Annotated in this window: 26 protein-coding genes; 10 read left to right on the plus strand and 16 right to left on the minus strand. The window is 63.1% G+C overall.

Going from position 1 to position 26321, the window contains the following annotated elements; translation table 11 throughout:
- Positions 1–3: 3 nt before the first annotated feature.
- Positions 4–432 (plus strand): GlcG/HbpS family heme-binding protein, encoded by a 429-nt coding sequence (locus V1293_RS13475; RefSeq protein ID WP_334510198.1) that lies wholly within the window; start codon positions 4–6, stop codon positions 430–432.
- Here the strand turns inward: V1293_RS13475 and V1293_RS13480 are convergent, their stop codons facing one another.
- The 9 genes from V1293_RS13480 to V1293_RS13520 all read right to left on the minus strand — a co-directional run bounded on the left by V1293_RS13480 (position 433) and on the right by V1293_RS13520 (position 11835).
- Complete coding sequence (locus V1293_RS13480) at positions 433–1215, minus strand: enoyl-CoA hydratase/isomerase family protein (protein WP_334510200.1); 783 nt, start codon at positions 1213–1215, stop codon at positions 433–435. It abuts the gene before it with no gap.
- Positions 1216–1287: 72 nt separating this feature from the next.
- Positions 1288–3384, minus strand: coding sequence for a molybdopterin oxidoreductase family protein (locus tag V1293_RS13485; protein WP_334510202.1), 2097 nt, complete (start codon positions 3382–3384; stop codon positions 1288–1290).
- Between the two features lie 84 nt (positions 3385–3468).
- Positions 3469–4221, minus strand: a complete 753-nt coding sequence (locus tag V1293_RS13490) for an SDR family NAD(P)-dependent oxidoreductase (RefSeq protein ID WP_334510204.1) — start codon at positions 4219–4221, stop codon at positions 3469–3471.
- A 6-nt stretch (positions 4222–4227) separates the two neighbouring features.
- Positions 4228–5601, minus strand: a complete 1374-nt coding sequence (locus V1293_RS13495) for an MmgE/PrpD family protein (RefSeq protein WP_334510206.1) — start codon at positions 5599–5601, stop codon at positions 4228–4230.
- 5 nt (positions 5602–5606) lie between these two features.
- Positions 5607–6674: an ABC transporter substrate-binding protein gene (locus V1293_RS13500; protein WP_334510208.1), complete on the minus strand. Its 1068-nt coding sequence runs from the start codon at positions 6672–6674 to the stop codon at positions 5607–5609.
- Positions 6675–6791: 117 nt separating this feature from the next.
- Positions 6792–7409 carry an Isoquinoline 1-oxidoreductase subunit gene (locus V1293_RS13505; RefSeq protein ID WP_334510210.1) on the minus strand — a complete coding sequence of 206 codons (618 nt, stop codon included), beginning with the start codon at positions 7407–7409 and terminating at the stop codon, positions 6792–6794.
- A gap of 22 nt (positions 7410–7431) precedes the next feature.
- Positions 7432–7956: a (2Fe-2S)-binding protein gene (locus V1293_RS13510; RefSeq protein WP_334482956.1), complete on the minus strand. Its 525-nt coding sequence runs from the start codon at positions 7954–7956 to the stop codon at positions 7432–7434.
- Entirely contained in the window at positions 7953–10727 is a 2775-nt protein-coding gene (locus V1293_RS13515) for a xanthine dehydrogenase family protein molybdopterin-binding subunit (RefSeq protein ID WP_334510212.1), read from the minus strand. Before V1293_RS13515 ends, V1293_RS13510 begins: the two co-directional genes overlap by 4 nt.
- Positions 10728–10746: 19 nt before the next feature.
- A complete protein-coding gene (locus V1293_RS13520) occupies positions 10747–11835 on the minus strand; it encodes a hypothetical protein (protein WP_334510214.1) in 1089 nt (362 codons plus the stop codon).
- Between the two features lie 165 nt (positions 11836–12000).
- Here V1293_RS13520 and V1293_RS13525 point away from each other — a divergent pair, with 165 nt between their 5' ends.
- From V1293_RS13525 to V1293_RS13565, 9 genes are all read left to right on the plus strand, one after another.
- Positions 12001–12975 (plus strand): tripartite tricarboxylate transporter substrate binding protein, encoded by a 975-nt coding sequence (locus tag V1293_RS13525; RefSeq protein ID WP_334516716.1) that lies wholly within the window; start codon positions 12001–12003, stop codon positions 12973–12975.
- 30 nt (positions 12976–13005) lie between these two features.
- A complete protein-coding gene (locus tag V1293_RS13530; RefSeq protein WP_334510216.1) occupies positions 13006–13476 on the plus strand; it encodes a (2Fe-2S)-binding protein in 471 nt (156 codons plus the stop codon).
- Positions 13473–15608, plus strand: coding sequence for a xanthine dehydrogenase family protein molybdopterin-binding subunit (locus tag V1293_RS13535; protein WP_334510218.1), 2136 nt, complete (start codon positions 13473–13475; stop codon positions 15606–15608). Before V1293_RS13530 ends, V1293_RS13535 begins: the two co-directional genes overlap by 4 nt.
- Positions 15605–16324, plus strand: a complete 720-nt coding sequence (locus tag V1293_RS13540; protein WP_334510220.1) for a molybdate ABC transporter substrate-binding protein — start codon at positions 15605–15607, stop codon at positions 16322–16324. The genes V1293_RS13535 and V1293_RS13540 overlap by 4 nt, the downstream gene beginning before the upstream one ends.
- Positions 16325–16486: 162 nt before the next feature.
- The gene (locus V1293_RS13545) at positions 16487–17185 is read left to right on the plus strand and encodes a GntR family transcriptional regulator (RefSeq protein ID WP_334510222.1); all 699 of its coding nucleotides are present in this window, start codon (positions 16487–16489) and stop codon (positions 17183–17185) included.
- A gap of 45 nt (positions 17186–17230) precedes the next feature.
- Positions 17231–18232 (plus strand): TRAP transporter substrate-binding protein DctP, encoded by a 1002-nt coding sequence (dctP, locus tag V1293_RS13550; protein ID WP_334510224.1) that lies wholly within the window; start codon positions 17231–17233, stop codon positions 18230–18232.
- A 96-nt stretch (positions 18233–18328) separates the two neighbouring features.
- On the plus strand, positions 18329–18850 hold the full coding sequence (locus tag V1293_RS13555) for a TRAP transporter small permease (protein WP_334510226.1): 522 nt from the start codon (positions 18329–18331) through the stop codon (positions 18848–18850).
- A 5-nt stretch (positions 18851–18855) separates the two neighbouring features.
- Entirely contained in the window at positions 18856–20145 is a 1290-nt protein-coding gene (locus tag V1293_RS13560; RefSeq protein WP_334510228.1) for a TRAP transporter large permease, read from the plus strand.
- Between the two features lie 38 nt (positions 20146–20183).
- Positions 20184–20870, plus strand: a complete 687-nt coding sequence (locus V1293_RS13565; RefSeq protein WP_334510230.1) for a cyclase family protein — start codon at positions 20184–20186, stop codon at positions 20868–20870.
- A gap of 48 nt (positions 20871–20918) precedes the next feature.
- Here the strand turns inward: V1293_RS13565 and V1293_RS13570 are convergent, their stop codons facing one another.
- From V1293_RS13570 to V1293_RS13600, 7 genes are all read right to left on the minus strand, one after another.
- The gene (locus V1293_RS13570; RefSeq protein WP_334510233.1) at positions 20919–21653 is read right to left on the minus strand and encodes a Crp/Fnr family transcriptional regulator; all 735 of its coding nucleotides are present in this window, start codon (positions 21651–21653) and stop codon (positions 20919–20921) included.
- A 321-nt stretch (positions 21654–21974) separates the two neighbouring features.
- On the minus strand, positions 21975–22280 hold the full coding sequence (locus tag V1293_RS13575) for a hypothetical protein (RefSeq protein WP_334510235.1): 306 nt from the start codon (positions 22278–22280) through the stop codon (positions 21975–21977).
- 6 nt (positions 22281–22286) lie between these two features.
- Positions 22287–23171 (minus strand): 2-oxo-4-hydroxy-4-carboxy-5-ureidoimidazoline decarboxylase, encoded by an 885-nt coding sequence (uraD, locus tag V1293_RS13580; protein ID WP_334510237.1) that lies wholly within the window; start codon positions 23169–23171, stop codon positions 22287–22289.
- A gap of 11 nt (positions 23172–23182) precedes the next feature.
- The gene (gene puuE / locus V1293_RS13585; protein ID WP_334510239.1) at positions 23183–24121 is read right to left on the minus strand and encodes an allantoinase PuuE; all 939 of its coding nucleotides are present in this window, start codon (positions 24119–24121) and stop codon (positions 23183–23185) included.
- A gap of 1 nt (position 24122) precedes the next feature.
- Positions 24123–24536, minus strand: a complete 414-nt coding sequence (locus V1293_RS13590) for a DUF3830 family protein (protein WP_057851712.1) — start codon at positions 24534–24536, stop codon at positions 24123–24125.
- Positions 24537–24692: 156 nt separating this feature from the next.
- Positions 24693–25484 carry a shikimate dehydrogenase family protein gene (locus V1293_RS13595; RefSeq protein WP_334510241.1) on the minus strand — a complete coding sequence of 264 codons (792 nt, stop codon included), beginning with the start codon at positions 25482–25484 and terminating at the stop codon, positions 24693–24695.
- Positions 25485–25488: 4 nt separating this feature from the next.
- On the minus strand, positions 25489–26316 hold the full coding sequence (locus V1293_RS13600; RefSeq protein ID WP_334510243.1) for a carbohydrate ABC transporter permease: 828 nt from the start codon (positions 26314–26316) through the stop codon (positions 25489–25491).
- Positions 26317–26321 lie beyond the last annotated feature (5 nt).

Here is a 26321-nt window from a genome sequence, read left to right on the forward strand (position 1 = left end):
TTCATGGCTGAACTCACCCTCGACGTCGCCCGCAAGATTCTCGATGCCGCCCTTGCCAAGGGCGTCGAGAAGAAACTGAAGCCGCTGGTCATCACCATTCTGGATGCCCGCGGCTGCGTCAAAGTCACGGCGGCGCAGGACGGCACCAGCCTGATGCGGGCCGAGATTGCGCACGGCAAGGCCTATGGCGCACTCGCGTTGGGCATGGGATCGCGGGCGTTGTTCCAGCGCGCCCAGGAGCAGGCCTATTTCGTCGGTGCGGTGAATGCGCTGGCGCAGGGACGTCTGGTGCCGGTGCCCGGCGGCGTGCTGATCCAGGATGACGGCGGCCTGCTTGGCGCCGTCGGCGTCAGCGGCGACACCTCTGACAATGACGAGATCTGCGCCGTCGCAGGCATCGAAGCCGCCGGACTGAAGGCAAACGCGGGCTGATCAGCGCCCCGGCCATGACGGTTTGCGTTTCTCACCGAAGGCCTTGAGGCCTTCCTTGGCGTCTTCCGTCATCGCCAGCAACGCGATCTGGCTTTCGGTATAGGCGATGCTCTCGTCGAACGACATCGAGGCGATCGCCCGCATGGCGTATTTGCCGCGCCGGATCGCGGTCGGCGACTTGTCGACGATGCGGCTGACCAGCCAGTCGACCTTGGCGTCCAGCTCGGCCGCCGGCACCACGTAGTTCAGGAGGCCGGCTTCCTTGGCCGTGTGCGCGTCGAACGGCTCGCCGGTCAGCGACCATTCGCTGACCAGCCGCTTCGGCGCGATCGACTGCAGCAGGCTGAGCACCTGCATCGGGAACACGCCGACCTTCACCTCGGGCAAACCGAAAATCACGTGATCGGCAGCAACAGCCATGTCGGTCATGCACAGCAAGCCCATGCCGCCGGCCATGCAAACGCCCCCCACCCGCGCGATTGCGGGCTTGGTGGCGTTCTGCGACAGCCGCAGCAGATCGGCGTAGTCGACATTGGGCCTGGAATAATCCATCGAAAACGCCGCGCCGCTGTGCTGCAGGTCGGCGCCGGCGCAGAACGCCTTCTCGCCCGCGCCCGTCAGCACGATGACACGGACGTCCTTGTCGTCATGCGCGTCGCGATAGCCACGCGCGATGCCGGCGACCACGTCGGCATTGATGGCGTTGCGCTTGTCCGGCCGATTGATGGTAATCCAGAACGCCTGTCCGCGCTTTTCGCGTATCACGCTGTTCGTGTCGGTCATTGTCCCGCTCGCCTGGTTTGCCGTTGCATGGCAAGCATTTGCGGCAGGATGGCAGCGGACTGCAAGCGGGAATTAGCCGGCGGGCGCGGTCTTCTTCACCCAGACCTTGTTGTCATGGAACGCCGCGCCACCGATGGGAGCGACCGTTTCAGCCCCGGTCAGCATGTTGATGCCGCGGCCGCCGATATGAGCCTTGTTCGGATGGATGGACTCGGCGATCAGCACGCCGCGGCGCACCCCGTCAAACAGCTTTACCGTCAGCGTGGTTTCGCCCCGCATGTTGCCGAGCGTCACGGCGTCGCCATCGGCGATCGAAAGGCTTGCGGCGTCTTCCGGGTGCATCATCACTGTCGGCGCACCCTCGCGGGCCTGCGATCCCGGCGTCTCGTTGAAAGTGGTGTTGAGATAGCTGCGCGACGGCGAAGTGGCGAGGCGGAACGGATGAACCTCATCCGCCTCCTCGATGATCGTCCAGTGGTCGGGCAGCGAAGGCATCTCGGCCCAAGGACCCAGGCCCGGATTGCCGACGGGCGGGTGCGCCCAGTCGGCCTTGAAATGGAACTTCTTGTCGGCGTGCGCGAAGCCGTCGAGATAATGCGAGGTGCGAAAATCCGGCTGGATATCGCGCCACAGATCCGCTTCCAGCGTCTCGATATCGCCGTGACCGCTCTTTTTCAGCGTCGCGTCGATCAGTTCGCGCGGCGTCATCTCAAACCCGGGATGCACGGCGTTGAGGCGGCGGCCAAGGCCTTGCAGCACCTCATGGTTAGAACGGCACTCGCCGGGCGGATCGATCAGCTTGGCGCCGACCGAAATATGCCCGTGACCGCCACCGTAATAGAGATCGTCATGCTCCATGAACATCGTCGCCGGCAGCACGATGTCGGCCATGGCAGCCGTCTCGGTCATAAACTGCTCATGCACCGCCATGAACAAGTCTTCGCGGGCAAAGCCCTTTCGCACAAGTGCCTGTTCGGGCGCCACCGTCACCGGGTTGGTATTCTGGATCAGCATCGCCTTGACCGGCGGTCCACCCTTCAAGGCTTCGGCATCGCCGGTCAGGATACGTCCGATCTGGGACTGATCAAGCCAGCGGCTCGTGCGGTCGATCGCGTCATGCCCCTCGATGATGGATTCGTCGAACTTCCAGATCGAAGCATTGTTGAAGAAGGCGCCGCCACCTTCATATTGCCAGGCGCCTGTCACCGCCGGGATGCACAGCGCTGCATGCATCTGCGCCGCGCCGTTGCGGCTACGCGTGAAGCCGTAGCCAAGGCGGAAGAACGAACGTTTGGTTTGGCCGACAATGCGCGCGAATGCCTCGATCTCTTCCACCGGCACGCCCGAGATCGCTGAAGCCCATTCCGGCGTGCGGGTCGCGAGGTGCGCCTCGAGTTCGTCAGGACAATCGGTATAGCGATCCATATAGGCGCGATCCGCGTAACCCTCGCGGAACAGCACGTTCATGACGCCGCAAGCAAAGGCGCCGTCGGTGCCCGGCCGGAGCAGTATCTTGATATCGGCCTGCTTCATCGTGTCGTTGTTGTAGACATCGATCGCCGCGATCTTCGCTCCGCGCTCCTTGCGGGCGCGTGAGGCATGGGTCATCACGTTGACCTGGGTATTCACGGGATTGGTGCCCCAGATCACAACGAGATCGGAGACCCCCATCTCGCGCGGGTCGACGCCGGCGATCTTGCCGGTGCCGATGGCAAACCCGATGCGCGCGACGGTCGCACAGATGGTGCCGTAGAAACGGGAATACTTCTTCACATGCGCGAGGCGATTGATGCCGTCGCGCATGACGAGCCCCATAGTGCCGGCGTAGTAATAGGGCCAGACAGACTGGGCGCCGAATTCGCGCTCGGCCTGATCGAAGCGCGCGGCGATCTCATCGAGCGCTTCATCCCAGGAAATCCGCGCGAACTGGCCCGAACCCTTTGGTCCGGTACGGCGCATTGGATGGAGCAGCCGGTCAGGATGATGAACACGCTCGGCGTAGCGCGCGACCTTCGCGCACACCACGCCGGCGGTATAGGTCTGCAGCTTGGAGCCGCGGACCCGGCCGATCGAGCGTCCGTCGATCACCTCGATGTCGAGCGCGCAGGCCGACGGACAATCGTGCGGACAGGTGGAGTGGCGGATATCGACCTTGGCGTGCTGGTTCATGCGCTTCTAGGTAACATCAAACGCCGCGGTCGCCGAGAGGGTTTGTCCGGCAGTACACCTGCAAAAACGGCCGTTAGCCATGCATCAGGCGCCGAAATAAGCGCCGCCATTGGTGTGGATGGCCTGCCCGTTGATGTAGCGCGCGCCGGGCCCGCACAGAAAACGAACGGTTGCAGCAACGTCTTCCGGCAGGCCACGATTGCCGGTGATGGTCTGATGGATCAAATGATGCGCCGGCTCCGGCTTGTCCTTGGGACGCGGCGTGCCGATCAGCCCGGGAACCACGCAGTTCACAGTGATGCCGTCATCGGCAAGATCGTGGGCCAGCGCGCGGGTCAGGCCGATGATGCCGGCCTTTGCCGTCACCACATGCGCGCGGTTCTTCGCACCCGTATGCGCGCTGAGGCCGCCGATATTGACGATCGTTCCCGCGCCTGACGTGCGCAACGCCGGCAGGCAGGCCTTCACGCAGTGAAACGTTCCATCGAGGGTCACATCGAGGATTTCGCGCCACGCCGCGTAGTCCATCTCGGCGAAGGGTTTTTCGCGCCGCAGCGCCGCGTTGTTGATAAGGATATCGATACGGCCGAATTGCTTCATGGCAGCATCCGCCATGGCCTGCACCGCCGCGGCGTCGGATACGTCGCCGAGATGAACCAGCGCCTTGCCGCCCGCGGCCTCGATTTCGCGCACAACCGCGTCCGCCTCAGCGCGGTTGATGCGCGCACTGACCACGATCGACGCGCCGCCCTCCGCGAGCGTCAGCGCGATCGCGCGGCCGATATTGCGGCCCGCGCCGGTGACGATGGCGACCTTGCCGGCGAGTTCTTTGGTCATGAGCCGCTACCCACGCAATGGAGAGAGATCGATACGGCCATTATACAGCCCCGCCATCAGCTTCAACGCAGCATCGCTTTGCACCGCGCTCCAGCCGCCATGCGCGGCGTTGAGCAGAAATTTGTCGGTCACGTCCTGTCGCGTCAGTGGCTCCTGCGCGCCGCCGCGCAAATAAGGCTGCCTATCCTCGACCACGCTGCCGTCTTTAAGCACGGCGCGGATATGACCGGTATAATTGTTCGGATAGGGATTATCCGGGTCGATCACGAACTTCACCTTGGCGGCGAGCGCCAGCACGCGCGGATCGCGGATCGCGTTTTCGGTGAATGCACCGAGTCCGACGCCGCCATGCACGAAGCCGGTAGCCAGCAGATAAGGCACGGCGAATTTCGCGGCATAGCCGTTGCGCGGACGCTGCTTGTCGGCGAGCGGCTCCCACAGCCGGTGCACCGTTCCCTCCGCCACCTCGCAGACGATCTCGGTGACATCCTCGGGTTTGATGCCACGCGCGGCCAGCCGGCGCGCACAATCGATATAGGGCTGCGCCATGGTCCCGCATGGATAAGGCTTGAAGGCCAGCGTGTCCGTCACCCAGCGTGTGCCGAAATCGCCGGTCAGCGCATCGTAATCGCCCTCCGTGGTATGTGCAAAGCCATGGAATAGCCCGTGCACGCCCTCGAACACCGTGCGTGGCCCGACGAACCCTGCCCGCGCCAGGAGCGCCGCGCGGATACCCGACTGCGCCGCCCATCCGGCATGCAGCCGTTTGGTCCAGGCGCCTTCCGCAAGATATTCGATGATGCCGCCGGCCAAGCTGCCGGCGACACCGAGGGCATCTACGATCTGCCTGGCGTTGAGGCCAAGCGCGGCACCGACGCCGGCGGCCGCACCCATCGCGCCGAAGATTGCCGTCGGATGAAAACCGGCCTTGTGAACGGCCTTCGGCACCACGAGGCTCAACCGGCACAGCACTTCGGTGCCGACGGCGATCCCGGTCAGCGCCATGCGGCCATCCGGATGATGCCGCTCGCAGGCAGCGAGCACTGCCGGCACAATCACGGCGCCCGCATGCACCGGGCCGCCCTCGAAAGTATCGTCGAAATCCTCGCCATGCGCGGCCGTGCCGTTGACGAAGGCGGCGCCTGCCGCATTCAGCGTGCGCTGGTGCCCGATCGCCGTACAGGGGCCGTCATCGTCGCAGCCCGCCAGCGCGCTTCCGATGTAGTCCGCGTTGCGCGCGGTGACGCACAGCCCGACCACGTCGATCAGCAGGTCCTCGCATTTGCGCGCGGTCGCAGCCGGCAATGCGCCGGGCCCGAGTGCGACGATCTTTTCGGCCAGCGTTTCGGCGACCGACGTCTCCGGCAATCCAGAGGCCATATCGGTCAAATGCGGAAGATTTTTGTGTAGCGCGCCTTGATCGACTCGCTCTCCCTCTCTACCGCCGCGGCGTCATCCTTCATGGTCTTAATGTCTTTCAGTGACTTGCGCCCCGCCTTCTCGACGGTTTGAGAATGCACCGAGCGGAGGCCGCCGACATCGATGATGAGCTGCTGAGCCTCCCGGCTGAGACTGAACGACTGAAACAGCCGCGCCGCGTTCGGATTGGGTGCATCCTTGAAGACGCCGTTCGGTCCGATGATCAGCGGCGAGCCTTCCGTGGCGTAGACCGGCTCGACCGGGCGGCCCGCCTCCTTCATCTGAAAAATGTTGTATTCGTTGCCGTCGGCCATCACCGCGCGCTCGCCGAGATCGAGCTTCTTCGGTGGATCGGCGGATGACTGCACCTGCATGATGTTCTGCTTGGCAAGTTTCTCGAAGAAGCTCCAGCCGAGATCGCGCTGCATCTGGTAAGTCGCGGTCATGATGGTGCCGCTGTAGCCCGGATGCGCCTTGACGATCTTGCCCTTCCATTTGGGGTCGAGCAGATCGGCAAAACTCTTCGGCGCGTCCTCCGCCTTCACCAGATTGGTGTTGTAGGCAATGATGCTGAGCCAGACGCGAAAACTCGCAAACTGGCCGTCCGGATCCTTGTGCTCGGCCGGATAGAATTTTGCGACGTCTTCCGGCACGTAAGGCGCCAGGATGCCGTCGCGCTTCCAGACGATGAAATGCGCGGCGTCGGAGGAGTTCACGACGTCGACGGCGTGGATGTTGCTGGAATATTCCTGGCCGATGCGCTGGAACACGCGCTCCGCGCCGGTGCGTTCGACGCGCACCGAGATGCCTGGATATTTCGCCTCGAACGCCTTGGCCAGCTTCTCCGCGACCGGCAAATCGGTCGAAGTGTAATAGATGACCTTGCCTTCCTTCCTTGCTGCGTCGATCAGCGCGGGCGTCACCGCTTCCGGCGGCGGCGCAGCGGCCATCACGCGCGTGGAGAATGCTGCGCCTGCGAGAGCGGCGCCGGCGCCGGCCAGCACATGGCGGCGTGAAATCCCTGGGTGTTTCATGTTTTCGTTCCCCGCGCTGTCGGCGAAGTTAGGTACCCCTGATCCCCCGCATTATTCCTATGAATTGCCCGCTGTCCATCGCCGGCAGCGTCTGGCGATGGCAGCTAAGCCTAAATGCTACTGTGCAGGACAGGCGGCGCCGGTTTTCATCCAGGCCTCGACCAGAGCGCTGGCCTGCTTTTGCGTGCCGGGCACGGGGCTGCGGCCAGCGCCGGGAGCCCAGGCCCACCCAACCAGCGTGTCTTCGCCGATATGATGGATGAGTTCCTCGAGCGTGCGGCCGCCATTGCGCGCGGGATCCTTGAGCTGGGCGCAGATTTCGGCGATCGTCTTGCCCTCCCACGCCATTTCGCGCGGTGCCAGGTGCCATTCCGGATGACCTGGCATACGGCCGGGTTCGAAGTTCGCATGCCTGTGGCAAATCGAGCAGCGCATCGCGGCAACGCCATGGCCGTCCGCGCCGCGCGTCACCGGCGGCTGGTGCAGCCGCCCCTCGTCGCCCTGCCGCGGCCGATCGGTTGCGGGATGGCAATTCGTGCAGCGCGGATGGGTCAACACCTTGCCAAGCTCGGTAAACATGGCCGCCGATCGCGCATCCGTATCCGATATCGGAGCAAAGCTTTCCGGGCTTGCAAGCGATTGCGGCGCCGTCTGGGAAACGGCGTAACCGGTAAACATACTCGCCGCGACCGCAAGCACGGCGACCGCAAGCTGAACCCGCAGTTCCGATTTCATGTCGATTGCGCCTCGCGTCCGCTCACTGGTTGGCCACGAGATAGCGCCTGGAATCGGCGAGGATCACATCCCGCACGGCCTCGTGGTATTTGATGTAGCCGGTGCAGCGGCAGATATGGCCATCGAGCGCTTCAGCGATGGTGTTTTCGAGATCAGCGCGCTTCACGGGCGCCTTGGCCAGACGCTCCAGCAGAACCTGCCCCTCGTTGAGGAAGCCCGCGGTGCAATAGCCGCACTGGAAGGCGAAGTGCCGGATGAAGGCCTTTTGCAGCGCCGTTAGTTCGTCGCCCTTCGCATGTCCTTCGACGGTGCGGATGGTCTTGCCGTCGAAGCTTGCCGCCGAGGCGACGCAGGTCGGGCTGGTGTAGCTCGTGCCATCAGGATCATCGACGATAACAGCACAACTCAGGCACTGCGCGGCGCCACAGCCGAACTTTGTGCCGGTCATGCCGAGATACTCGCGCAGGAAATCATTCATCGAGAGTTCGTCGCGCACCTCCACCGGTCCATGCGCCCGGCCGTTGATCGTGAGGCTCAATTTGGTCACGCCAAAACTCCCTTGAGCAGGCTTGCCGTCACTGGCAGGGACTGAAACCGGCGGCCGGTTGCGTCGAAAATCGCATTCAGGATGGCGGGCACCACCGGAACCATGACGACTTCCGCCATGCCTTTCGGCGGCTCGTCCGGCGTGAGCGGCGGCAGCATCTCGATTTCGAGGTCGTGCAGCGGCAGGTCCGATCCCCGCGCGACGAGGTATTGCCCGAGATTCCACTGCCCGTTGCCCGGCCCGCCTTCAAAAGGCGGCAGCGTCTCCAGCAAGGCATAGCCGACGCCCATGGCGAAACCGCCCTGCGCCTGCCCCATCACCACCTCGGGCACCAGCGCCGTGCCGCATTCGAACACGCTGTAGGCCTTGGCGATGCGCAGCGCGCCGGTGGCGCGCTCGATCTCGATGCGGACCAGCGTGCCGCACATCGACGTATAGGCCGTGCCGATCCGGTTGTTGTCGGTCGGCGGGAACTTGACGCTGACGCGGTTGATGCGCTCAAATCTCCCGTTCCCTCTGCGCAACGCCAATGCGTCGATCTCGGCGCGATACTGTTCGCCAAAAAGCGGAAAACGCGCGCGTGACCATGCCCAGCGGGAAAAACTGTGGGCCACGGCGCCGGTCACGAGGTTGCGCGCATGCGCTCTTGCGGCGAGGGCCGGCAGCGGCAACGGCGCAAGACCTGTTACGATGAGCTGGCCGTCCTTCCACTGCGCTTTCGCCCAGTCCTTTGCGCGCGGATCATTCGGCGCGATGCGCCATAGTTCCAGCGCCGCCGGCCACAGCCCAAAACGGAAGATGACGCGCGCGGCTTCGGCCGCCGAGTGCGTGCCGACATGCGCGCCGATCGAGGCGCTGGTCGCCGAGCTGATGGCGGGCACCCAGCGCGGATTTTTCTCCGCGGCGTCCTGCGTCTTCTGGTCCATCGTGTAGGGATCGCCCGACGTGACCAATCCAAGGGCGTCATAGGTGTCGACACGCGCCACCGAGACTTCGTCGGCGACCGCACCGAGATGGAGCGCTACCCTATTCGCGAGCGCGGTGCCGATACCGTTGCCCATCTCGGTATGGTCGCAATAGATCGTGATCTTGCCGTCGGGAGACAGTTCGACACGCCCAAGCGAACAATCGGCGCCGGTGCCGTAGTCCTTGGTCACGCACGCAACACCGGTACCGACGAGCATGCCCTGCGCCGCGGCCGATTTCAGCTGCGCGCGCTGCTGCCAGATCGGATGCTTCTCGAGCTTGTCCAGGATTTCAGCGGTGCGGACCGAAACGCCGTAGGGATTGCCGGTCATGGTCCGGCCCTTGGGCGCGAGCGCATTGCGCCGCCGGAACTCGATCGGATCAAGCGGCAAGGCAACTGCCACTTCGTCAACCAGCGCCTCCAGCGCCGTCATCGTCTGCAGCGTGCCATAACCGCGCATCGATCCCGCAGTCACTCCGCGCGAATGGACGGCAACCGTGGTCACGTCGACCTTCGGCACATCATAGATGCCTATCGCGGCGGTCGCGCCGACGGTCGCCACATTGGGTGAAAAATTCGCCAGCCCGCCGCCGTCAAGGACGTGGTCCGCGGCGAAAGCCGTGATCTTGCCCGTTGCGCGGTCGACGCCGATTCGGGATCGCATTTTAAAAGCATGGCGCTTGATGCCGCCCTGAAACTGCTGATAGCGGTCATGCGCCAGCCGCACCGGATGACCGGGGAAGAACATCGCCGCCAGCGCCACATACAGCACAAACGGCGTGTGATCGCGGCCTCCGAAGCCACCACCCATATAGGTGAACTGCGTGTTGATCCGCGCCGGCTTGAACGGAGCGCGGACCTCGCCAAGCAGATGCGCGATCGACTCCGTCGCCTCGTAGGGCGACTGCACACCCAGCACCAGCTCGAGGCCGCCGCTCTTCCTGTCGTGCCACGCGAGACCGGTCTCCGGTTCGAGAAACATCGGATCGACCGATTGCGTCTCGAATTCGCGATCCAGCACCAGAAGATTCGGATTTTTAGCGGCGAGTTCGGCACGGATCCGCTCGCCATGGACCGCGGCCTTGGCGTAGGCCGCCTCGGTATCCTTGGCGGCGGGCGACCATATCGGAAGCGGTGAATTCTGCGAGCGTCCCGGGCTGACCCAGCCGGCCATGATCGGCGAATAGACGTCGGGCGCGTCCGGCGTCGCGCCGGCCACGCGCGTAAAGCGATACGCGCCATAGGCCGGCATGGCGACGGGACCGGTTTCCTCGCCGAACCGCACGAACGTTCCATCGCGCAACGCGAGGCGCGCCTGATCGAAGGCGTCGAACGTCTCGAAGATCAACAGCCCGACCGGCTGCCCCAGATAGAGCGGCGTTTTGCCAAGCGGACAGAACAGGTCGCCGGTATAAAATTCGGGAACGCGGGTGCCGATCTTGTCGAGATCGGCTGATGTCACCACGACGGACGGTTTCATCGCGCCGCCAAGCCGCGCAAGATCCATTCCGAGATAGACGTGTGTCGCATCCGGCGCACGGATGAGCATCGCGTGCGAGGTAGTGGCCGGCCAGCCTGGAAGGTCTGCCGCGCGGAAATCGGATGCGTAAAGCTTCGCGCCGGTTACCTTGGCCGTGCCATCGACCCGGCCCGCGCCATCGGCGGCCGGGTTCCAGCTTGCGCGCCCCGGAAGGGACGCGCGCGGTGGCAAGGCGGCAGCTTCCGCCGAACCCAAACGCGACAGGCTGAGCGCGATGCCGCCCGCCGACACCCAATTCAGAAATTCGCGTCGCGAAGCTCGCATGCTCTCACCTTGTCCGGAACTACTTCAGATCGGCGATGGTCGCAGGCCCCGGCCCCGGCGTGACCAGTGTCGGCCACTGCTTCGAGCCAAAGGGAACAACGGGTGGCAGGAATGGTGCCATGCCGCGCTTGCCGGTCTCGGCGATGATCGCGGCGCGGGCATCGCCGCCCATCAGTTCGTAATCCATCAGATGGTAATTGCCGAAAAACAGCGCGCCGACCGAGCGGTCGGCGATGATGCGGGTCAGCGATTCCAGCATGTCGGTCGGCGTGGTGGTGAAGGAAATCGTCTCGATCAACAGCAGGCGGTTGTTGATGGCGTCGGGGCCGAAGAATTGCGCCAGCACGCTGAACAGAACGTTGTTCTGGCGTGCGACGTAGATCGTATTGCTGGCGGCATAGGTCTTGTCCCAGTCGGCGCCGAGCTGCGTCCTCCATTCGGCCAGCACCGCCATCCAGTGCGCGACCTGCGTTTGCGCCGCCCATGCGACGTTCTTCGCCAGATAGGGCGCCTGTTTCTTGCCGAAAGCTTCGAGGGCTGCGAATGGAATGACGCCTTTGGCAACGCATTCGTCCATGAAGGCGATGTTGTTCTGCAGGATGGTGCGGTTGTTATCGCGCCAGCCCGCCTCCATCGGTGTCGCATCGAGACCGTCGAGCGCCGACTGCATGCGGCTGCGATAGGCCAGCATCGAGCCGCGCCAGGACTTGTCATCGGCGTTATCGATGTAGGGGCCGACGACCTGGGCCAGCGCCATCGTGCTGTGGCCGACGGACTTGAGCAATTGATACACGATCGGCACCTGCGGTGCGTCGATCGGCGCCATGCCCGGCCGATAGAGGATCATCCGGCCGCCGGCGCCTGAGAACAGGCCGAGGATCACCGGATGCTTGCTCAGGATGTTCTTCTGGAAAATCTTTGCTGCGTCGCCATAGAGCTCGAACATGCCGGTGTTGAGCGCCAGCACATTCCTGGTCGCGACATCCGAGGGCGTTGCGGCGGTCTTGCCTGATATCGGCGCCATGTAAGGAGGAAGGGTCTGGGCGCCGGCAACGGTCCCGCCGGAGAGCATGAATACAGCGACGGCCAGACTGGTGGAGATCCTCATGGCGCGTTCCTTGTAGTCGACCTGAACCGTATGGGTCCGGCGCGACGAATATCTGATTCTGGGACTAGCAGTCAGTGTGCGGATGGCTAGACTTGGCACTAGACTTGGCACGAGGTCGGTAAACGGGCCCTTGCAGAAAAAGAGTCAGTTGGGGAGGTTGACATGATGCGCTTGAGAACGGCGCTCGCGCTGGCGGCAATCGTTGCGGCGCCACCTCCTCTCGCTACGCCCAGCCTGGCGCAGGACTATCCCTCCCGGCCGGTGAAGGTGATTGTTCCATTCGGCGCCGGGGGGCCGGCCGACGTTACCGCCCGCCAGATCGGCAACATCCTGCAGGAGAGTTTCGGCCAGCCATTCGTGATCGAAAACCGCACGGGAGCCGGCGGCGTCATCGGCACGCAGGAAGTCACCAAGTCGCCGCCCGACGGCTATACGCTGCTGATGATGTCGAACACCCAGACTGCGAATGAATCGCTGGTTCCACAGCGCAAATACGAGCTGATGCGCGATCTCGCGCCGATTGCGCCGGTCAACTATTCCGACCTCGTCATCGTGGTTCATCCCTCCGTGCAGGCAAAGACGCTGCAGGAATTCATCGCGCTGGCCAAATCGCAGCCTGGAAAACTGAACTATGCGTCATCAGGCCAGGGCACGCCGTATCACATGGCGGGCGAGCTGTTCAAAGCCATGGCCGGCATCGACGTCTTGCACGTGCCCTACCGCAACAGCGGCGAGGCGCGCAGTGGCGTGATCGGCGGCCAGGTGCAGATGATGATCGACGCGGTTCCGGCGATGGCGCCCAACGTCGCCGAAAATCAGGTGCGTGCGCTGGCGACGACAGGCAAGACGCGCTCGACCGTGCTGCCCAATGCGCCGACGGTGATCGAGGCCGGCGTTCCCGGCTATGAGGCCACCATCTGGCTCGGCCTGATGGCGCCTGCGGGTACGCCAAAGCCGATCGTCGACAAACTCAATGCGGCCGTGAACGCGATCGTGAAACGATCCGATATCGTCAAGCTCTGGACCCAGCAAGGCGCGGTTCCTATGTCGATGACGCCGGAGGAATTCGACAAATTCCTGCGCGGCGATATTGTGAAATGGGCGGAGGTGGTCAAGAAGTTCGACAAGCCGCCGCAATAAAAAGAAGCCGCAGGAGAAGGTTCGCCCTCGATGCCGAGCGTTCGATTTCGCCTCAACGGCGCCGAGACCGAGATTGACGCCGATCCCGACCGGTCATTGCTGGATATTCTGCGCGGGCAGCTCGGCATGACCGGGCCGCATTTCGGCTGCGGGGCCGGCGAGTGTGGCGCCTGCAACGTGATTGTCGGCGATCGCGCGATGTCCGCCTGCGATACACCGCTATGGTCGGTGGCAGGCAAGGACGTCACGACGATCGAAGGGCTGGGAACGAGCGAGCGGGCGCATCCGCTGCAGCGGGCCTTCATCGCCGAGCAGGCGCTGCAATGCGGCTATTGCGTCTCCGGCATCCTGATGAGTGCCGTGGCGCTACTGAAGCGAAATCCGTCACCGACAAGCCGGGAGGTAAAGGAAGCGCTCGACCGCAACCTCTGCCGCTGCGGTTCGCATAATCGCATGGTGCGGGCCGTGCTGCGCGCGGCGGAAGAAATGGCGGCAGGATGAACCAGCCGGCCCCTTCCCCGCCCGCGCTGCCGGTAAGCCTTGCGGCAAACCCGAAGCTGTCGTCATGGCTGAAATTCTCAAGCGCCGGACAGGTAGCTATCTCGCCCGGCAAGGTGGAGATCGGGCAAGGCATCGTGACGGCGCTGGCGCAGATCGCCGCGGATGAGCTCGATATTGATCTATCGCGGGTGCAGATGATCCGCGCATCGACCGCCAGCAGCCCCAACGAGGGCGTCACGTCGGGCAGCCTCTCCATCCAGCAATCGGGCCGCGCGCTGCGCCATGCCTGTGCGGAAGTTCGCCGGATCTTTCTTCAGCAGGCGGCGGAACGGCTGGGCGTCGACATCGATGCGCTCGACATCGAGGACGGCACCATTTCGGGACCGGGCAATGTCAGGACCAGCTATTGGGAGCTTGCCGAGGAAGTTTCGCTCGATCGCGACGCCACGCCGGGCGTAACGCCGAAGATCGCATCGCGCCGGGCATTGGCCGGGAATCCAATTCAGCGGATCGACATTCCGGACAAGGTTTTGGGCCGGCCGCGATTCATCCACGATCAGGCGTTGGGGGGAATGCTGCACGGCCGCGTGCTGCGGCCGGAGAACACGCGCGCGAAGCTTGCGGAATTGAAGGAGGATGGCGCCCGCGCAGTGGCCGATCTTGTTGCAATCGTGCGCGACGGCAGTTTTGTCGGTGTCGTCTGCGAGACCGAACATGGCGCGGAGGCGGCTCTCAACGCGTTGCGCAAGGGCGCGTCCTGGTCCGGCGGCGAACCTCTCCCTGACGAAAACGATCTGGCTTCATTCCTGAAAGCCCAGCCGTCGGAATCGACTGTCATCGACAAGAAAACGGCTACGTCGCCTGGCACGGCAGCGCGGACCATCCGGCGGCAATATACCCGCCCCTACATTGCGCACGCGTCGATCGCGCCGTCCTGCGCCATGGCGCAGTGGCACGGCGACCGCGTTCATGTCTGGACCCACAGCCAGGGCGTCTATCTCCTGCGCGCCGATCTGGCGCTGGTTCTCAAACTGCTGGTCGAGAACATCACGGTCGAGCATATGGAGGGCGCGGGTTGCTATGGGCACAACGCCGCCGACGATGTCGCGCTCGATGCCGTGCTGCTCGCCAAGGAAACCGGCGGCCGGCCAGTTCGAGTCCAATGGTCGCGGCAAGGCGAGATGTCGGATTCACCGTTCGGGGCGGCGATGGCGATCGAGATCGAAGCTGACCTGGATGCGCAGGGTGAAATCGTCGACTGGCGACACTCGATCTGGAGCAACGGCCATGCGGCTCGGCCGGGGCGCGCGGCACAGCCCGCATTGCTGGCGGGGTTCGAACTGGCGAATGCTTTTCCGCGCATGATCTCGACCAATCCGCCGCAGGCCAATGGCGGTGGCGGCGATCGCAACTCGATCCCGCTGTATGATTTTCCATCCTGGCGGATCGAGAGCCATCGCCTGACGACCATGCCGATCCGCACTTCGGCGCTGCGGACGCTTGGTGGGCAGGGCAATGTGTTTGCGATTGAATCCATCCTCGATGAAATCGCCACCGAACGCGGTGAGGATCCGGTCGCGTTCCGGCTGCGTCACTTGCGCGATGAGCGGGCCAAGGATGTCATCCGTGCTGTTGCCGCTCGCGCCAAATGGAAGCCCGAGAAGCAGCCGGGCGTTGGTCATGGCGTGGCCTTTGCCCGCTACAAGAACACCGGCGCCTATTGCGCTGCGATCGCCGAAATCGAGGGCGCCGAGGAAATAACCGTCAGCAAGCTGACGCTGGCGGTCGATGTCGGCGAAGCGATCAATCCCGACGGCGTCATCAACCAGATCGAGGGTGGCGCCATACAGGCCACGAGCTGGGTGCTGAAGGAGCGCGTGCGCTTCGACCGGCAACGCATCACCAGCACGAGCTGGACGGAATATCCGATCCTGCGCTTCAGCGAAGTGCCCGATGTGGAGGTTGAAGTGATCCAGCGGCCTGATATCGAGCCGGTCGGCGCCGGCGAGGCTGCCCATGGCCCGGTTACAGCAGCCATTGCCAACGCCGTGTTCGACGCGCTCGGCGTGCGGGTGCGTGATTTGCCCATCACGCGTGACAGAATCATCGCCGCGATGGAATTGACCGCATGAGCCCCCTGAACATCCTCAGCGGCGGCGCGGCACAGGGCCTGGTCGTAAGCCTGACACCGGCCTTCAAGGCCCAGACCGGTTTCGATATCGCAGGCGAGTTTGGCGCCGTCGGCGCCATGGCCGACAAATTACGCAAGGGCACGCCGGCAGACATCGTCATCCTGACCGCGGCGCTCGTCGCCAGACTGGCGGAGGAGAAGTTGGTGGTTGCCCGTTCGATGACCGATGTCGGCGTGGTCGAAACCGCCCTCGCCGTTCGCACCGGCGATCCCCTGGCCGCGGTCAAGGATGCCGCTGACTTGCGCGAGGCCTTGCTGGCGTCCGATGCGATCTTCGTTCCGGATACCAAAGCCTCGACGGCCGGAATTCATGTTGCAAATGTCCTTCAGCAGCTCGGCGTCGCCGATGAAGTTGCCACCCGTCTGAGGGTTTTTCCGAATGGCGCAACGGCGATGCGCGAACTGGCGGCGTCCGAGGCGCGACGTCCGATGGGATGCACGCAATCGACCGAGATCATCGGCACCAAAGGCGTCACCTTGTCCGGTTCACTGCCGCCGGGCTGCGAACTCGCAACCATGTACACGGCAGGCATCACGATCGCCGCCGCCCACCCGCAACGAGCCCGGGACCTGATCGACTTGCTGACCGGCGCCGGGCAGCATGAACAGCGGAAACGCGCGGGCTTTATCAGCGGCCTGAGCCAGGCGCCGACGTAGCGCTCCAATTGTTGGATGAGAGCCTTTCGGGCGCACGGCACAAAACCACTGCATGGCTCGATTTCCGATTGTCAAAGTCAATTCATATACTAATATATCAATCGAGAAAGCAGCCATATGCCCACCCGCACATCGAAAAAGACGGATCCTACGGTTCGCCGAATGGCCGCCGGCACCCGCCGCAGCGGCAGGCCGCGCGCGGCAACGGCGGCGTCAAAAATCTATTCCGATCTTCGGGTCGAACTGGTGTCGCTGCAGCGCCGGCCCGGCGAAGCCATCTCGGAAGCGCAAATCGCGCTCTCCTACGGGGTGAGCCGCACCCCCGTTCGCGAGGCCATTCTCAAATTATCGGATGAGGGCCTGCTGGAGATCTATCCCCAGTCCGGCATCTTCGTGTCGCGCATTCCGGTTGCGGCGCTGCCGGAAGCCATCATCATCCGCAAAGCGCTGGAGGAAACCACCGCGCGGCTCGCCGCGGAACGCGCGACATCGAGCCAGATACTGGCGCTGCAGTCGATCCTGGAACGCCAGCGTGAGGCCAGCGCCGCCGGAGACAGCGACACATTCCACCAAGCCGATGAAATGTTTCATGCTACAGTTGCCGATGTCGCCGGCTATCCCGGAATCTGGAAATATATCCAGCAAGTGAAGGTTCACGTCGATCGCTATCGCCGGTTAACGCTGCCCCAGCGCGGGCGGATTCCAAAGGTGATCGTCGAACATGAGGCTATCCTGACTGCGATCGAGGCGCATAACCCCGAGGGCGCAAGGCAGGCCATGGAAATCCACCTCGAGAGCCTTCTCGAGAACATCGCGGCTACCCAACACATCAATCCGGAGTATTTCGACGAACGACCTTAGAATTCGGAAAATCCACAAACGATAAACAACATCAGGAGGAATACTATGAAACGCCGCGACTTCATCAAGTTGAGCGCAGGACTTGGAGCCACAATGGCGACCGCGACGCCACTGTCATCCGCATTCGCGCAGACCAAAATGGTGCTGAAGGCTTCCGACGTTCACCCGCTCGGCTATCCGACGGTCGAAGCCGTGGTCCGGATGGGCAAGAAACTGGACGCCGCCACCAACGGCCGGCTGACCATCCAGATGTTCCCCTCGATGCAGCTCGGCGGCGAAAAGGAAATGATCGAGCAGGCCCAGCTCGGCGCGCTGCAGATCGCCCGTATTTCGGTCGGCGCCGTCGGCCCCGTGGTGGACGACGTCAACGTCTTCAACATGCCGTTCGTTTTCCGCAACTCCAAGCACATGGAGAAGGTGATCGACGGCGAGATCGGCGACGAATTGCTGGCGAAGATTTCCGCGACCGAAAAAACCGGCCTGATCGCGCTGTGCTGGATGAACGCCGGCTCGCGCAACGTCTACAACAACAAGCGGCCGATCCGGACCATTGCCGACCTCAAAGGCCTCAAGGTCCGCATGATGGGCAATCCGCTCTTCGTCGACACGATGAACGCGCTGGGCGGCAACGGCGTAGCCCTCGGCTTCGATCAGGTCTTCAGCTCGATGCAGACCGGCGTGGTCGACGGCGCGGAGAACAATCCGCCATCGTTCATCGCGCAGAACCATTATCAGGTGGCCAAGTATTTTACGATGACCGAGCACCTGATCATTCCGGAGCTTTTGGTGTTCTCGCGCATCTCCTGGCAAAAGCTGTCGCCCGAAGATCAGGCGCTGATCAAGAAACTTTCAAAGGAAGCGCAGCAAGAGCAGCGCGTGCTCTGGTATGAAGCGGAGAATGCCGCTATCGAAAAAATGAAGGCGGCCGGCACCGAGATCATCACCGACATCGACAAGAAGCCGTTCCAGGATGCCGTCAAGCCGGTCTGGGACAAATACGGCGCGAAATACGCGGCGATGGTCAAGCGCATCGAGGCGGTGAACTAGCGCCGGCTCGCGAATGGCGGTGGCCGGACGACGTCCGTTCCGGTCACCGCCGAGCTACCGAAGCGATTTGAAGCGACGTTATTCTCCGAGGTTGAAATGTCGAATTCTGCGGCCGGAGTTTTCCGGCGTGTGAACGATGCGGTTTACTGGACCGGCGCCGTGGTCGCCTGCGTGGCGCTCGTGCTGGTCTCAGCGGTCATTCCGTGGGCCGTCTATACCCGATACATCCTGAACAGCGCTGCATCATGGCCTGAGCCGATGGCCGTGCTGCTGACTGTCGGCATCACCTTCATCGGCTCGGCCAACTGCTATCGCCAGCGCATCCACATGAACATGACGGTTGGCACCGACTTGCTGCCGCCGCTGCTGCGACGCGCCTCGCTGTTCCTCAGCGAAGTCTTGATGGGCGTGATTGCGATCTTCATGGTAGTTTGGGGACTGCGGCTCGTTCACACCACCTGGGAAAATTCGGTCGACGAATTTCCGTGGCTGTCGGTCGGCATCACCTATTTTCCGATCGTGGTCAGCGGCGCCATGATGCTCCTTTTCGTCGTCGAACGCCTGACCATCGGGCCACCGCCGCGTGACGGCGCCGACGCCCACGTACCGATCGAGTAATTCCCATGGATATCGCAGTTCTGCTTCTCAGCATGTGCTTCTTCTTCGCGATCGGCATGCCGATCGCCTACGCGCTGGCGCTGTCCTCGCTGGTCGGCGCGCTCTGGATCGACCTGCCGGTTGGCGCGGTCATGCAGCAATTCGCAAGCGGCGTCGGCAAGGTCTCGATGCTGACCATCCCGTTCTTCGTGCTGGCGGGGGCCATCATGGCCGAGGGCGGCATGGCCAAGCGGCTGGTTGATTTTGCAGCCGTGGTCGTTGGGTTCACACGCATGCGGGGCGGCCTCTCGCAGGTCAACATTCTCGCGACCACGATCATGAGCGGCATCTCCGGATCGTCGGTTGCCGATACATCCGCGATCGGTTCGGTGATGATCCCCCAGATGGCCGCCAAAGGCTATCCGCGGGTGTTCGCAACCAACGTGACCATCAGCGCCTCGCTGCAGGCAATCATCATTCCGCCGAGCCACAATTCGGTGATCTATTCGCTGGCGACCGGCGGCGTGGTCTCGATTACCAGCCTGTTCCTGGCCGGCGTGCTCCCCGGCCTGCTGCTCGGCTTTTCGTTGATGGTGCTCTGCCTGTTCTACGCCTATCGCGACAAGCATCCCAAGGGGGAGCCTGTTCCGATCCGGCAAGCGATCAGGATGCTCGGAGACGCGGTATGGGGAATCGTGACGCTGGTCATCGTTCTGGGCGGCATCCTCACCGGCGTCTTTACGCCGATCGAGGCGGGTGCGGTCGCCTGCGTCTGGGCGTTCTTCGTCACGATGTTCGTCTATCGGGACTACAAGTGGTCCGAACTGCCGCTACTGGTCTACAAGACGCTGCAGACCGTGGCGATGGTGCTGACGCTGGTGGCCACCGCGTCGTGCTTCGGGTATGTCGCCGCCCTGATGCAGATGCCGGCAAAGATGACCGAGTTCTTCGTTGCCATATCGAGCAACAAATACGTGCTGCTGATGTGGTTGAACATCATGCTGCTGGTTCTGGGAACGGCGCTCGACCTCGCTCCCCTGTTGCTGATCTGCACGCCGATCCTGCTACCTGTCGTGAAGAGCTTTGGCATCGATCCCGTGCATTTCGGCATCGTCATGCTGCTCAATCTCGGCATTGGCCTGCTGACGCCGCCGGTGGGAACGACGCTGTTCGTGGGCTGTGCCATCGGCAAGGTTTCGGTCGACGAGGTGATGCGCGGCATCTGGCCATTCTACTACGTAATGTTTACGGTGCTGATGATCGTGACCTATGTGCCCTGGCTGTCGCTGGCGCTGCCGAAGGCGTTCGGCTTCTAGAGCAGGCGCCGCAGTTCGCGGGCAGAGGAGACTTTTGCGTGAAGATCGTCGACCTTAGCCGCGAGCTCTATCACCGTACGCCGAGCTATCCCGGCCACCCGCCCGTCATGCACGGCGTCTGGAAGACCCACGAAGAATCCTTCGCCGAGTCCGGCAACGTGCACGGGCTGGCGTCGATGTTCATTTCCATGGTCGACCACGCCGGTACCCACATCGACGCGCCCAGGCATTTCGGCAAGAGCGGCATATCCATCGATGAGTACCCGCTGGAGAAATGCATCGTGCCGGGCATCTGCATCGACCTGCGCCACATCGCGCCGCGCGCCGAGATTACGCCTGCCGATCTCGAGGCAGCGGTGACAAAGGCCGGCGTGCCCGTGCCGAAGGGCGGCACCGTGCTGCTCTGCACCGGTCACCATGAACGGACATTCCCCCGCAAGGAATATTCGAGCGACAATTCCGGCGTGAACGTCGCCGCCACCGAATGGCTCGCGCAGCATGGCATCGTGCATTTCGGTATCGATTCGATGCGGCCGGGGCCTGAGGGCAAGGTAAATGCCCTCGTCCACAAGGCCTGCCTCGACCTCGACATCACCCATATCGAGAGCCTGTGCAATCTCGAGGCGCTGCTTGGCCGTGGCCAGTTCACCTTCATCGGCCTGCCGATGAAGTGGCGCGGCGGGACGGCTTCGCCGATCCGCGCAGTTGCAGTGTTTGACATGTGAACGTCGCCAAGGGGCACGTCGCCAAAGGGCGGCGACGCGCACCGCCGGTCATTCGCCGTCGTGTCCCGCCCCTGCCTCTGCCATCTCGCGAAGCGTTTCGGCATTCAGCACAACGATGGCACCGTGCTCGAGGCGTACCAAGTCGCGCCCTGCCCAGGCGCGCAACTGCTTGTTGATGCTCTCCCGGGTCATGCCAACCATCTCGCTGATTTCCTGCTGCGTGATCGCGATGGTTCGGCCCTGCGGGGCAGAGGTGTGCTTTTCGGACAGGCGAAGCAGCGCACTGGCCAGCCGTCCTGGCAGATTCTGCAGGATAATCTGCTCGACCTGATCGCTGGTCGATCGCAACCGCTCGCAGAGCAATTCGATGAATTTCATTGCCAACGCCGGTTGCGCCTTCACGAAGGGGATGAATTCGCGCCGGTCGATGACGAAGAGTTCGCAATTGCTGTTTGCGATGGCGTCGGTCGAGCGAGCCTGTCCGTCGAGCAGCGCGATCTCGCCGAAAATTTCCCCAGGCCCAACGATGTTCAAGATCGCATTGCGGCCATCGGGCGAAGAAATGCTCATCTTCACCGTACCCGAAATGACCGCGTACAGGCTGTGGCCGGGATCGCCTTTGGAAAACAGCGTGGCGCCCCGCTTCAGTGTGGAATGTTTGGCGTAACGGCAGAGCTGGTCGAAGGCCTCCGGCTCGAGGTCGGCAAAAATCGGATGCTTGCGCAAGACCGACAGTTTGCTGCTCGAGAATCCGTGAGCTTCACCCGTCCTTTGTTGAGGCACGCCAGTCAAACTCCAGGGAACACGGGATTACCGCCCTTCCGTAATCAACGCGGACCGGCTTTTCAACCGGAAAGCGCCCCGGCGCGTCAATTTGGCGGCGGAAAACCGAACCAATGCCTCCATAACGGCGGAACCATGGCCGGATCGCACTGCCGTCGCAGCCGAGGGCTGGAATGCAGCAAAAAGCCAGCAAGATCTGGCGATCTTGCTGGCTTTTTTAATCTGCGCCGTCAGGTAGTTATCTCAGCGAAGAATTCGGGCAAAGCATCTGAAGTCCAATTGTTGCGGCTACATGTGTGCCATCGACATTCTCGCCGACCTTCAGCACCAAGCGGCATCGGGCTGGGCGACCTCAGATTGGTCGAAATAACTTCGGTAATCTTGTCGCGGATCGCCTTGGGAATTCCGCCGGAGTGCATGCGCGACGACATAGCCGGAGTGAATGCCGACCCGGACGTGAAGGCCCGGATATTCCAGCAGCTTGATGCGCCTCACGGGCTCGATGGCGGCGTGACAGGCCGTAACGGCGTGGTTGTCGCCCACGTGCGGCGCACCAAACAACGCAATGGTGGGCACGCGGAGCCTGTCATCGGGCGCGCGTTCGCGCGACCCGGTGGCTTTGCCCACGGTTCTCTAACTCCCGCGATAGGTCGCGTAGCTCCACGGCGTCACCAAGAGCGGCACGTGGAGATGGCCTTCCGGATCGCTGACTGAAAAGTGCAAGGGAATGCGATCGAGAAACGGCGGATCGGACATCGGCACGTCGCGATCGGCAAAATAGGCGCCGACGCGAAACGCCAGTGAGTAGCGACCGATCGGCACCGGCTGGCCGCCGATCAACGGCTGATCGGTACGGCCGTCGCTGTTGGTGATGGCGCGCGCCACCACGCGGGACTGGCCAAGATCGGACAGTTCCGTCAGCTCTACCGCTACCCCCGCCGCGGGCCTGCCGCTGTGGGTATCCAGCACATGGGTCGACAGGCGGCCGTGCACCGGAAGCTTATCCTCGGACGCGACGAGTTGATCGAGACGGAGCGCCGCGATCCGGCAGATTTCCCCGATCGAGGTCTGCGCCTCGGCTTGGGCATCATTCGGCAACCGGCGTTCGAAATCGCGCAGGATCGAATCGCGGGTGTGGCGCCGAACGCAGACGATATAGGGAAAGCCGAATTTGGCGCGATAGGCGTTGTTGACGCGCTCGAATGCCTGATATTCGGCATCCGACAGCCGGTCGAGGCCGGCGCTGTTCTGTTCGGCGTGGGATTCCGCGGTGAGACCGGCGGCGCGCTGGGTCTTGCTGGCAAGATCGGGATGCGCCTTGATCAGCGCCAGCTGTAATTCCTTAGGCGCGCCGTCGACCGCCGACTTCATCGCGGCGAATAGCTCGTTGACACCCGCAAACGGCCGCAGCGCCGCCACCTGCCCTGCGATCCATGGCGAGTATTCAAAGACATTTGCCAGTGCGGCGACGAAGTCGTCCTGGCTGCAAATGTTGAGATCGGACAGCTTGTTCAACATCGCTTTCGAACCTATCCGATATCGAAGGCGTTGTCGGCCAGATGCGCCAGATTGGCGTGCCAGTGCTGCGCGATCTCAAGCCGGGTGGGCACCCAGACCCGCTCGTGCTGTCCGATGTAATCGAGAAACCGCATCAGCGAAGCCGCGCGGCCGGGGCGGCCGACGACCCGGCAATGCAGGCCGACCGACATCATCTTCGGCGCGTTTTCGCCTTCTTTGTAAAGAACGTCGAAGCTGTCCTTGAGATAGGTGAAGAATTCATCCCCGCCGCCAAAGCCCTGCGGGTTCACAAAGCGCATGTCGTTGGCATCAAGCGTATAGGGAATGACCAGATGCGGCTTCGAGCCGCGCGCCCTGATCCAGTATGGCAGGTCGTCGGCGTAGGAGTCGCAGAGATAAAGCAGACCGCCGGCTTCCATCAAAAGCCTGAGCGTGTTGATCGAGGAGCGCCCGGTGTACCAGCCGAGCGGGCGCGCGCCAGTCGCCTCGGTGTGGACGCGGATCGCCACCGCGATCTCGGTCCGCTCCTCGCTCTCCGACATGTCCTTGTGCTCGATCCATCGCAGGCTGTGGCTGGCAATGTCCCAGCCAGCCTCCTTCATGGCGGCGACTACATCAGGATTTCGCTTCAACGCCTTCGCGACGCCGAACACGGTGGCCGGCAAATTGCGTTCGGTAAAAATCCGCCACAGCCGCCAGAAGCCGGCACGCGAGCCATATTCGAACATCGATTCGATATTGGCGTGGCGCTGGCCGGGCCAGGGCTGTGCACCCAATACGTCGGACAGGAACGCCTCCGAGGCGCGATCGCCGTCGAGAATATTGTTCTCGCCGCCTTCCTCGAAATTCACCACGAACTGGACCGCGACCCGCGCCTTGCCCGGCCATTGCGGATCGGGCGGATTGCGCCCGTAGCCGCGGAGATCGCGCGGGTAAGCCGGCTCGGCCATGCTAAACTTCCTCGAAGCGGATCTTCTGTGCACCCTTCCACAGCACGGCCTTGCCGAACGCGGTCAGGTTCTCCAGCCCCGAGGTCAGGGTGATGAAGTGGTTGCCGGCGAGCTGGCCCATCTTGCTGGCGAAATGCACGCCGCCATAGGCCAGCAGGATTTCGGTTTCGCTGATGCCGCCCGGATAGAGAATGATCTGGCCGGGCGCGGGATAGCTGGTGTGGTTCTCATAGGAGACGCCGAAATCGAGATCGCCGAGCGGCATCCAGACACCCTCACCGCTCCAGCGGACGTGGATCGCTTGGCTTTCGAACGGCATCGCCTTGCGAAACGCCGCCACCGTCTTCGGCGCCAGTTGCTCCTCGAAGCGGGCCTGGAAGGTGAATTCACCGGCACGAACAATCAGTTGGCTCATCGATCTCTTCTTCTGGATATAGGTGAGGACGCAAGTTCAGCCGTATCCATTACAGCCGGGATTAATGGAAGCAAGGGCCATTCCAGCCTCAAAGGCCGTTTCTCAGGCCGGGGCTCAGCTCGACCCTCGCCGGCATTCATCGAGCGACACGGCTGCTCAGGCGTCGCCGCGCCAGAAAGCGGTCTGCAACGGCAGCTGGTGTTTGATCATCGCAACGCCGTCGACCACCCTGAGGCCACATGCGGCGGAAGCCTGCATGAATTCGGTCCGGCGTGCGGCGATGATATCGAATACCGCGCAATCGCTTGACAGCTTCGCCGGATCCATCGGCAGAGCGTCCGCTGCGTGCAGCCCGAGCGAGGTTGCGTTGACGACGAGGCCAGCGTCGTCGAACCGTTCATCGAGGCTGATGTCAAGACCGGTGAAATGGTCGCGGAGTTTCGCCGCCAGCGTTTCAACCGGCCCCGGCGTCTCGTTGAGGATTCGCAGCCGCTTCAATCCGGCCGCCGCAAGCGCATGGCAGATCGCGCGGCCCGCACCACCCGCACCGATCACGACGCAACGGCGCTCGGGATCGAATACGCCAGCTTCGCGGGCGGCATTGAGGAATCCGCCACCATCAAAGGATTCGCCGACCAGCCGCCCGCCGGGCTCGATCCTGATCGTGTTGACCACGCCCTCGAAGCTGGCGGCCGGTCCGACCGCGTCACAAAGCTCGAATGCGGCGGGCTTGTGCGGCATGGTGAGGTTGAAGCCGGCGACGCTTGGCGATTTCGCCAGCGTGCGGATTGTCTCTGCCAGATGCTCCGGCGCGATGTCGAGCGGCACCATGTGCCAGTCGAGCCCGTTGCCGTGGAAGTAAGGCGTGTAATGGCGGGGCGCGCCGACATGCCCGGCCGGATGGGCAAAGATAAAGACGAATCGCGAAGCGCCGGTCGGAAGCTGCATCGCCTTATCCCTTTACGGCGCCTGCCGTCAGCCCGCTCACCAGATAGCGGCGCACCGCGAGAGAAAAAATCAGAACCGGCGCCATGACCAGCGATCCGCCGGCGGCGATCTTGCCCCATTCCCAGCCCTCGTAGTTCATGAAGTTGACAACGGCAACGGGCGCGGTGCGCGCGTTGATTCGCGTCAGGATCAGCGCGAAGAAGAAGTCGTTCCAGGCATAGAGAAAGCACAGGATCGCGGTCGCGGCGATCCCGGGCGTCACCATCGGCAGCACGATTTCGAGGAACACGATACGGCTCGATGCGCCATCGACCAAGGCCGCCTCTTCCAGCGATTGCGGCACCGTCTCGAAGAACGGCTGCATCATCCAGATCACCAGCGGCAGGTTGAAGCTGGTGTAGACCAGCACCAAGCCGGTGACGGTGTCGAGAAGTCCGATCCAGCGATAGAACAGGAAGAACGGAATCGTGAACGCGATCGGCGGCGCCATCCGCGTCACCAGGATTGCGAAGCTCAGCGCGTGCTTGCCCCGCCCCGCCCATCGCGACAGCGCGTAGGCCGCGGGCACGCCTAAAATGAGCGCCAGCGCGGTGGAGAACGAGGCGCTCATCAGGCTGTTGACGAAGGAGGCCGGGAACGCGCCCTGCCAGAGCGAGACGTAATTCTGCAGCGTCGGCGTGAAGATCAGAGGCGGCGGAAACTGCAGGATCAGGTCGTTGGACTTGAAACTCATCTGCAGCAGCCAGAGGAACGGTGACAGCAGCACGATCAGCGTCACGCCGATCGCCACAAGCCGGCGAACGCTGGCCGAACGGCGGATAGGCCCGCTCATGCTGC

The sequence above is a fragment of the Bradyrhizobium sp. AZCC 1693 genome, assembly GCF_036924745.1.
In the GTDB taxonomy this organism is placed as follows: Bacteria; Pseudomonadota; Alphaproteobacteria; order Rhizobiales; family Xanthobacteraceae; genus Bradyrhizobium.

Coding starts and splice junctions, on each gene's coding strand:
- V1293_RS13475 (WP_334510198.1), top strand. CDS start 4: ATGGCTGAACTCACCCTCGACGTCGCCCGCAAGATTCTCGATGCCGCC.
- V1293_RS13480 (WP_334510200.1), bottom strand. CDS start 1,215: ATGACCGACACGAACAGCGTGATACGCGAAAAGCGCGGACAGGCGTTC.
- V1293_RS13485 (WP_334510202.1), bottom strand. CDS start 3,384: ATGAACCAGCACGCCAAGGTCGATATCCGCCACTCCACCTGTCCGCAC.
- V1293_RS13490 (WP_334510204.1), bottom strand. CDS start 4,221: ATGACCAAAGAACTCGCCGGCAAGGTCGCCATCGTCACCGGCGCGGGC.
- V1293_RS13495 (WP_334510206.1), bottom strand. CDS start 5,601: ATGGCCTCTGGATTGCCGGAGACGTCGGTCGCCGAAACGCTGGCCGAA.
- V1293_RS13500 (WP_334510208.1), bottom strand. CDS start 6,674: ATGAAACACCCAGGGATTTCACGCCGCCATGTGCTGGCCGGCGCCGGC.
- V1293_RS13505 (WP_334510210.1), bottom strand. CDS start 7,409: ATGAAATCGGAACTGCGGGTTCAGCTTGCGGTCGCCGTGCTTGCGGTC.
- V1293_RS13515 (WP_334510212.1), bottom strand. CDS start 10,727: ATGCGAGCTTCGCGACGCGAATTTCTGAATTGGGTGTCGGCGGGCGGC.
- V1293_RS13520 (WP_334510214.1), bottom strand. CDS start 11,835: ATGAGGATCTCCACCAGTCTGGCCGTCGCTGTATTCATGCTCTCCGGC.
- V1293_RS13525 (WP_334516716.1), top strand. CDS start 12,001: ATGCGCTTGAGAACGGCGCTCGCGCTGGCGGCAATCGTTGCGGCGCCA.
- V1293_RS13530 (WP_334510216.1), top strand. CDS start 13,006: ATGCCGAGCGTTCGATTTCGCCTCAACGGCGCCGAGACCGAGATTGAC.
- V1293_RS13535 (WP_334510218.1), top strand. CDS start 13,473: ATGAACCAGCCGGCCCCTTCCCCGCCCGCGCTGCCGGTAAGCCTTGCG.
- V1293_RS13540 (WP_334510220.1), top strand. CDS start 15,605: ATGAGCCCCCTGAACATCCTCAGCGGCGGCGCGGCACAGGGCCTGGTC.
- V1293_RS13545 (WP_334510222.1), top strand. CDS start 16,487: ATGGCCGCCGGCACCCGCCGCAGCGGCAGGCCGCGCGCGGCAACGGCG.
- dctP (WP_334510224.1), top strand. CDS start 17,231: ATGAAACGCCGCGACTTCATCAAGTTGAGCGCAGGACTTGGAGCCACA.
- V1293_RS13555 (WP_334510226.1), top strand. CDS start 18,329: ATGTCGAATTCTGCGGCCGGAGTTTTCCGGCGTGTGAACGATGCGGTT.
- V1293_RS13560 (WP_334510228.1), top strand. CDS start 18,856: ATGGATATCGCAGTTCTGCTTCTCAGCATGTGCTTCTTCTTCGCGATC.
- uraD (WP_334510237.1), bottom strand. CDS start 23,171: ATGTTGAACAAGCTGTCCGATCTCAACATTTGCAGCCAGGACGACTTC.
- puuE (WP_334510239.1), bottom strand. CDS start 24,121: ATGGCCGAGCCGGCTTACCCGCGCGATCTCCGCGGCTACGGGCGCAAT.
- V1293_RS13590 (WP_057851712.1), bottom strand. CDS start 24,536: ATGAGCCAACTGATTGTTCGTGCCGGTGAATTCACCTTCCAGGCCCGC.
- V1293_RS13595 (WP_334510241.1), bottom strand. CDS start 25,484: ATGCAGCTTCCGACCGGCGCTTCGCGATTCGTCTTTATCTTTGCCCAT.
- V1293_RS13600 (WP_334510243.1), bottom strand. CDS start 26,316: ATGAGCGGGCCTATCCGCCGTTCGGCCAGCGTTCGCCGGCTTGTGGCG.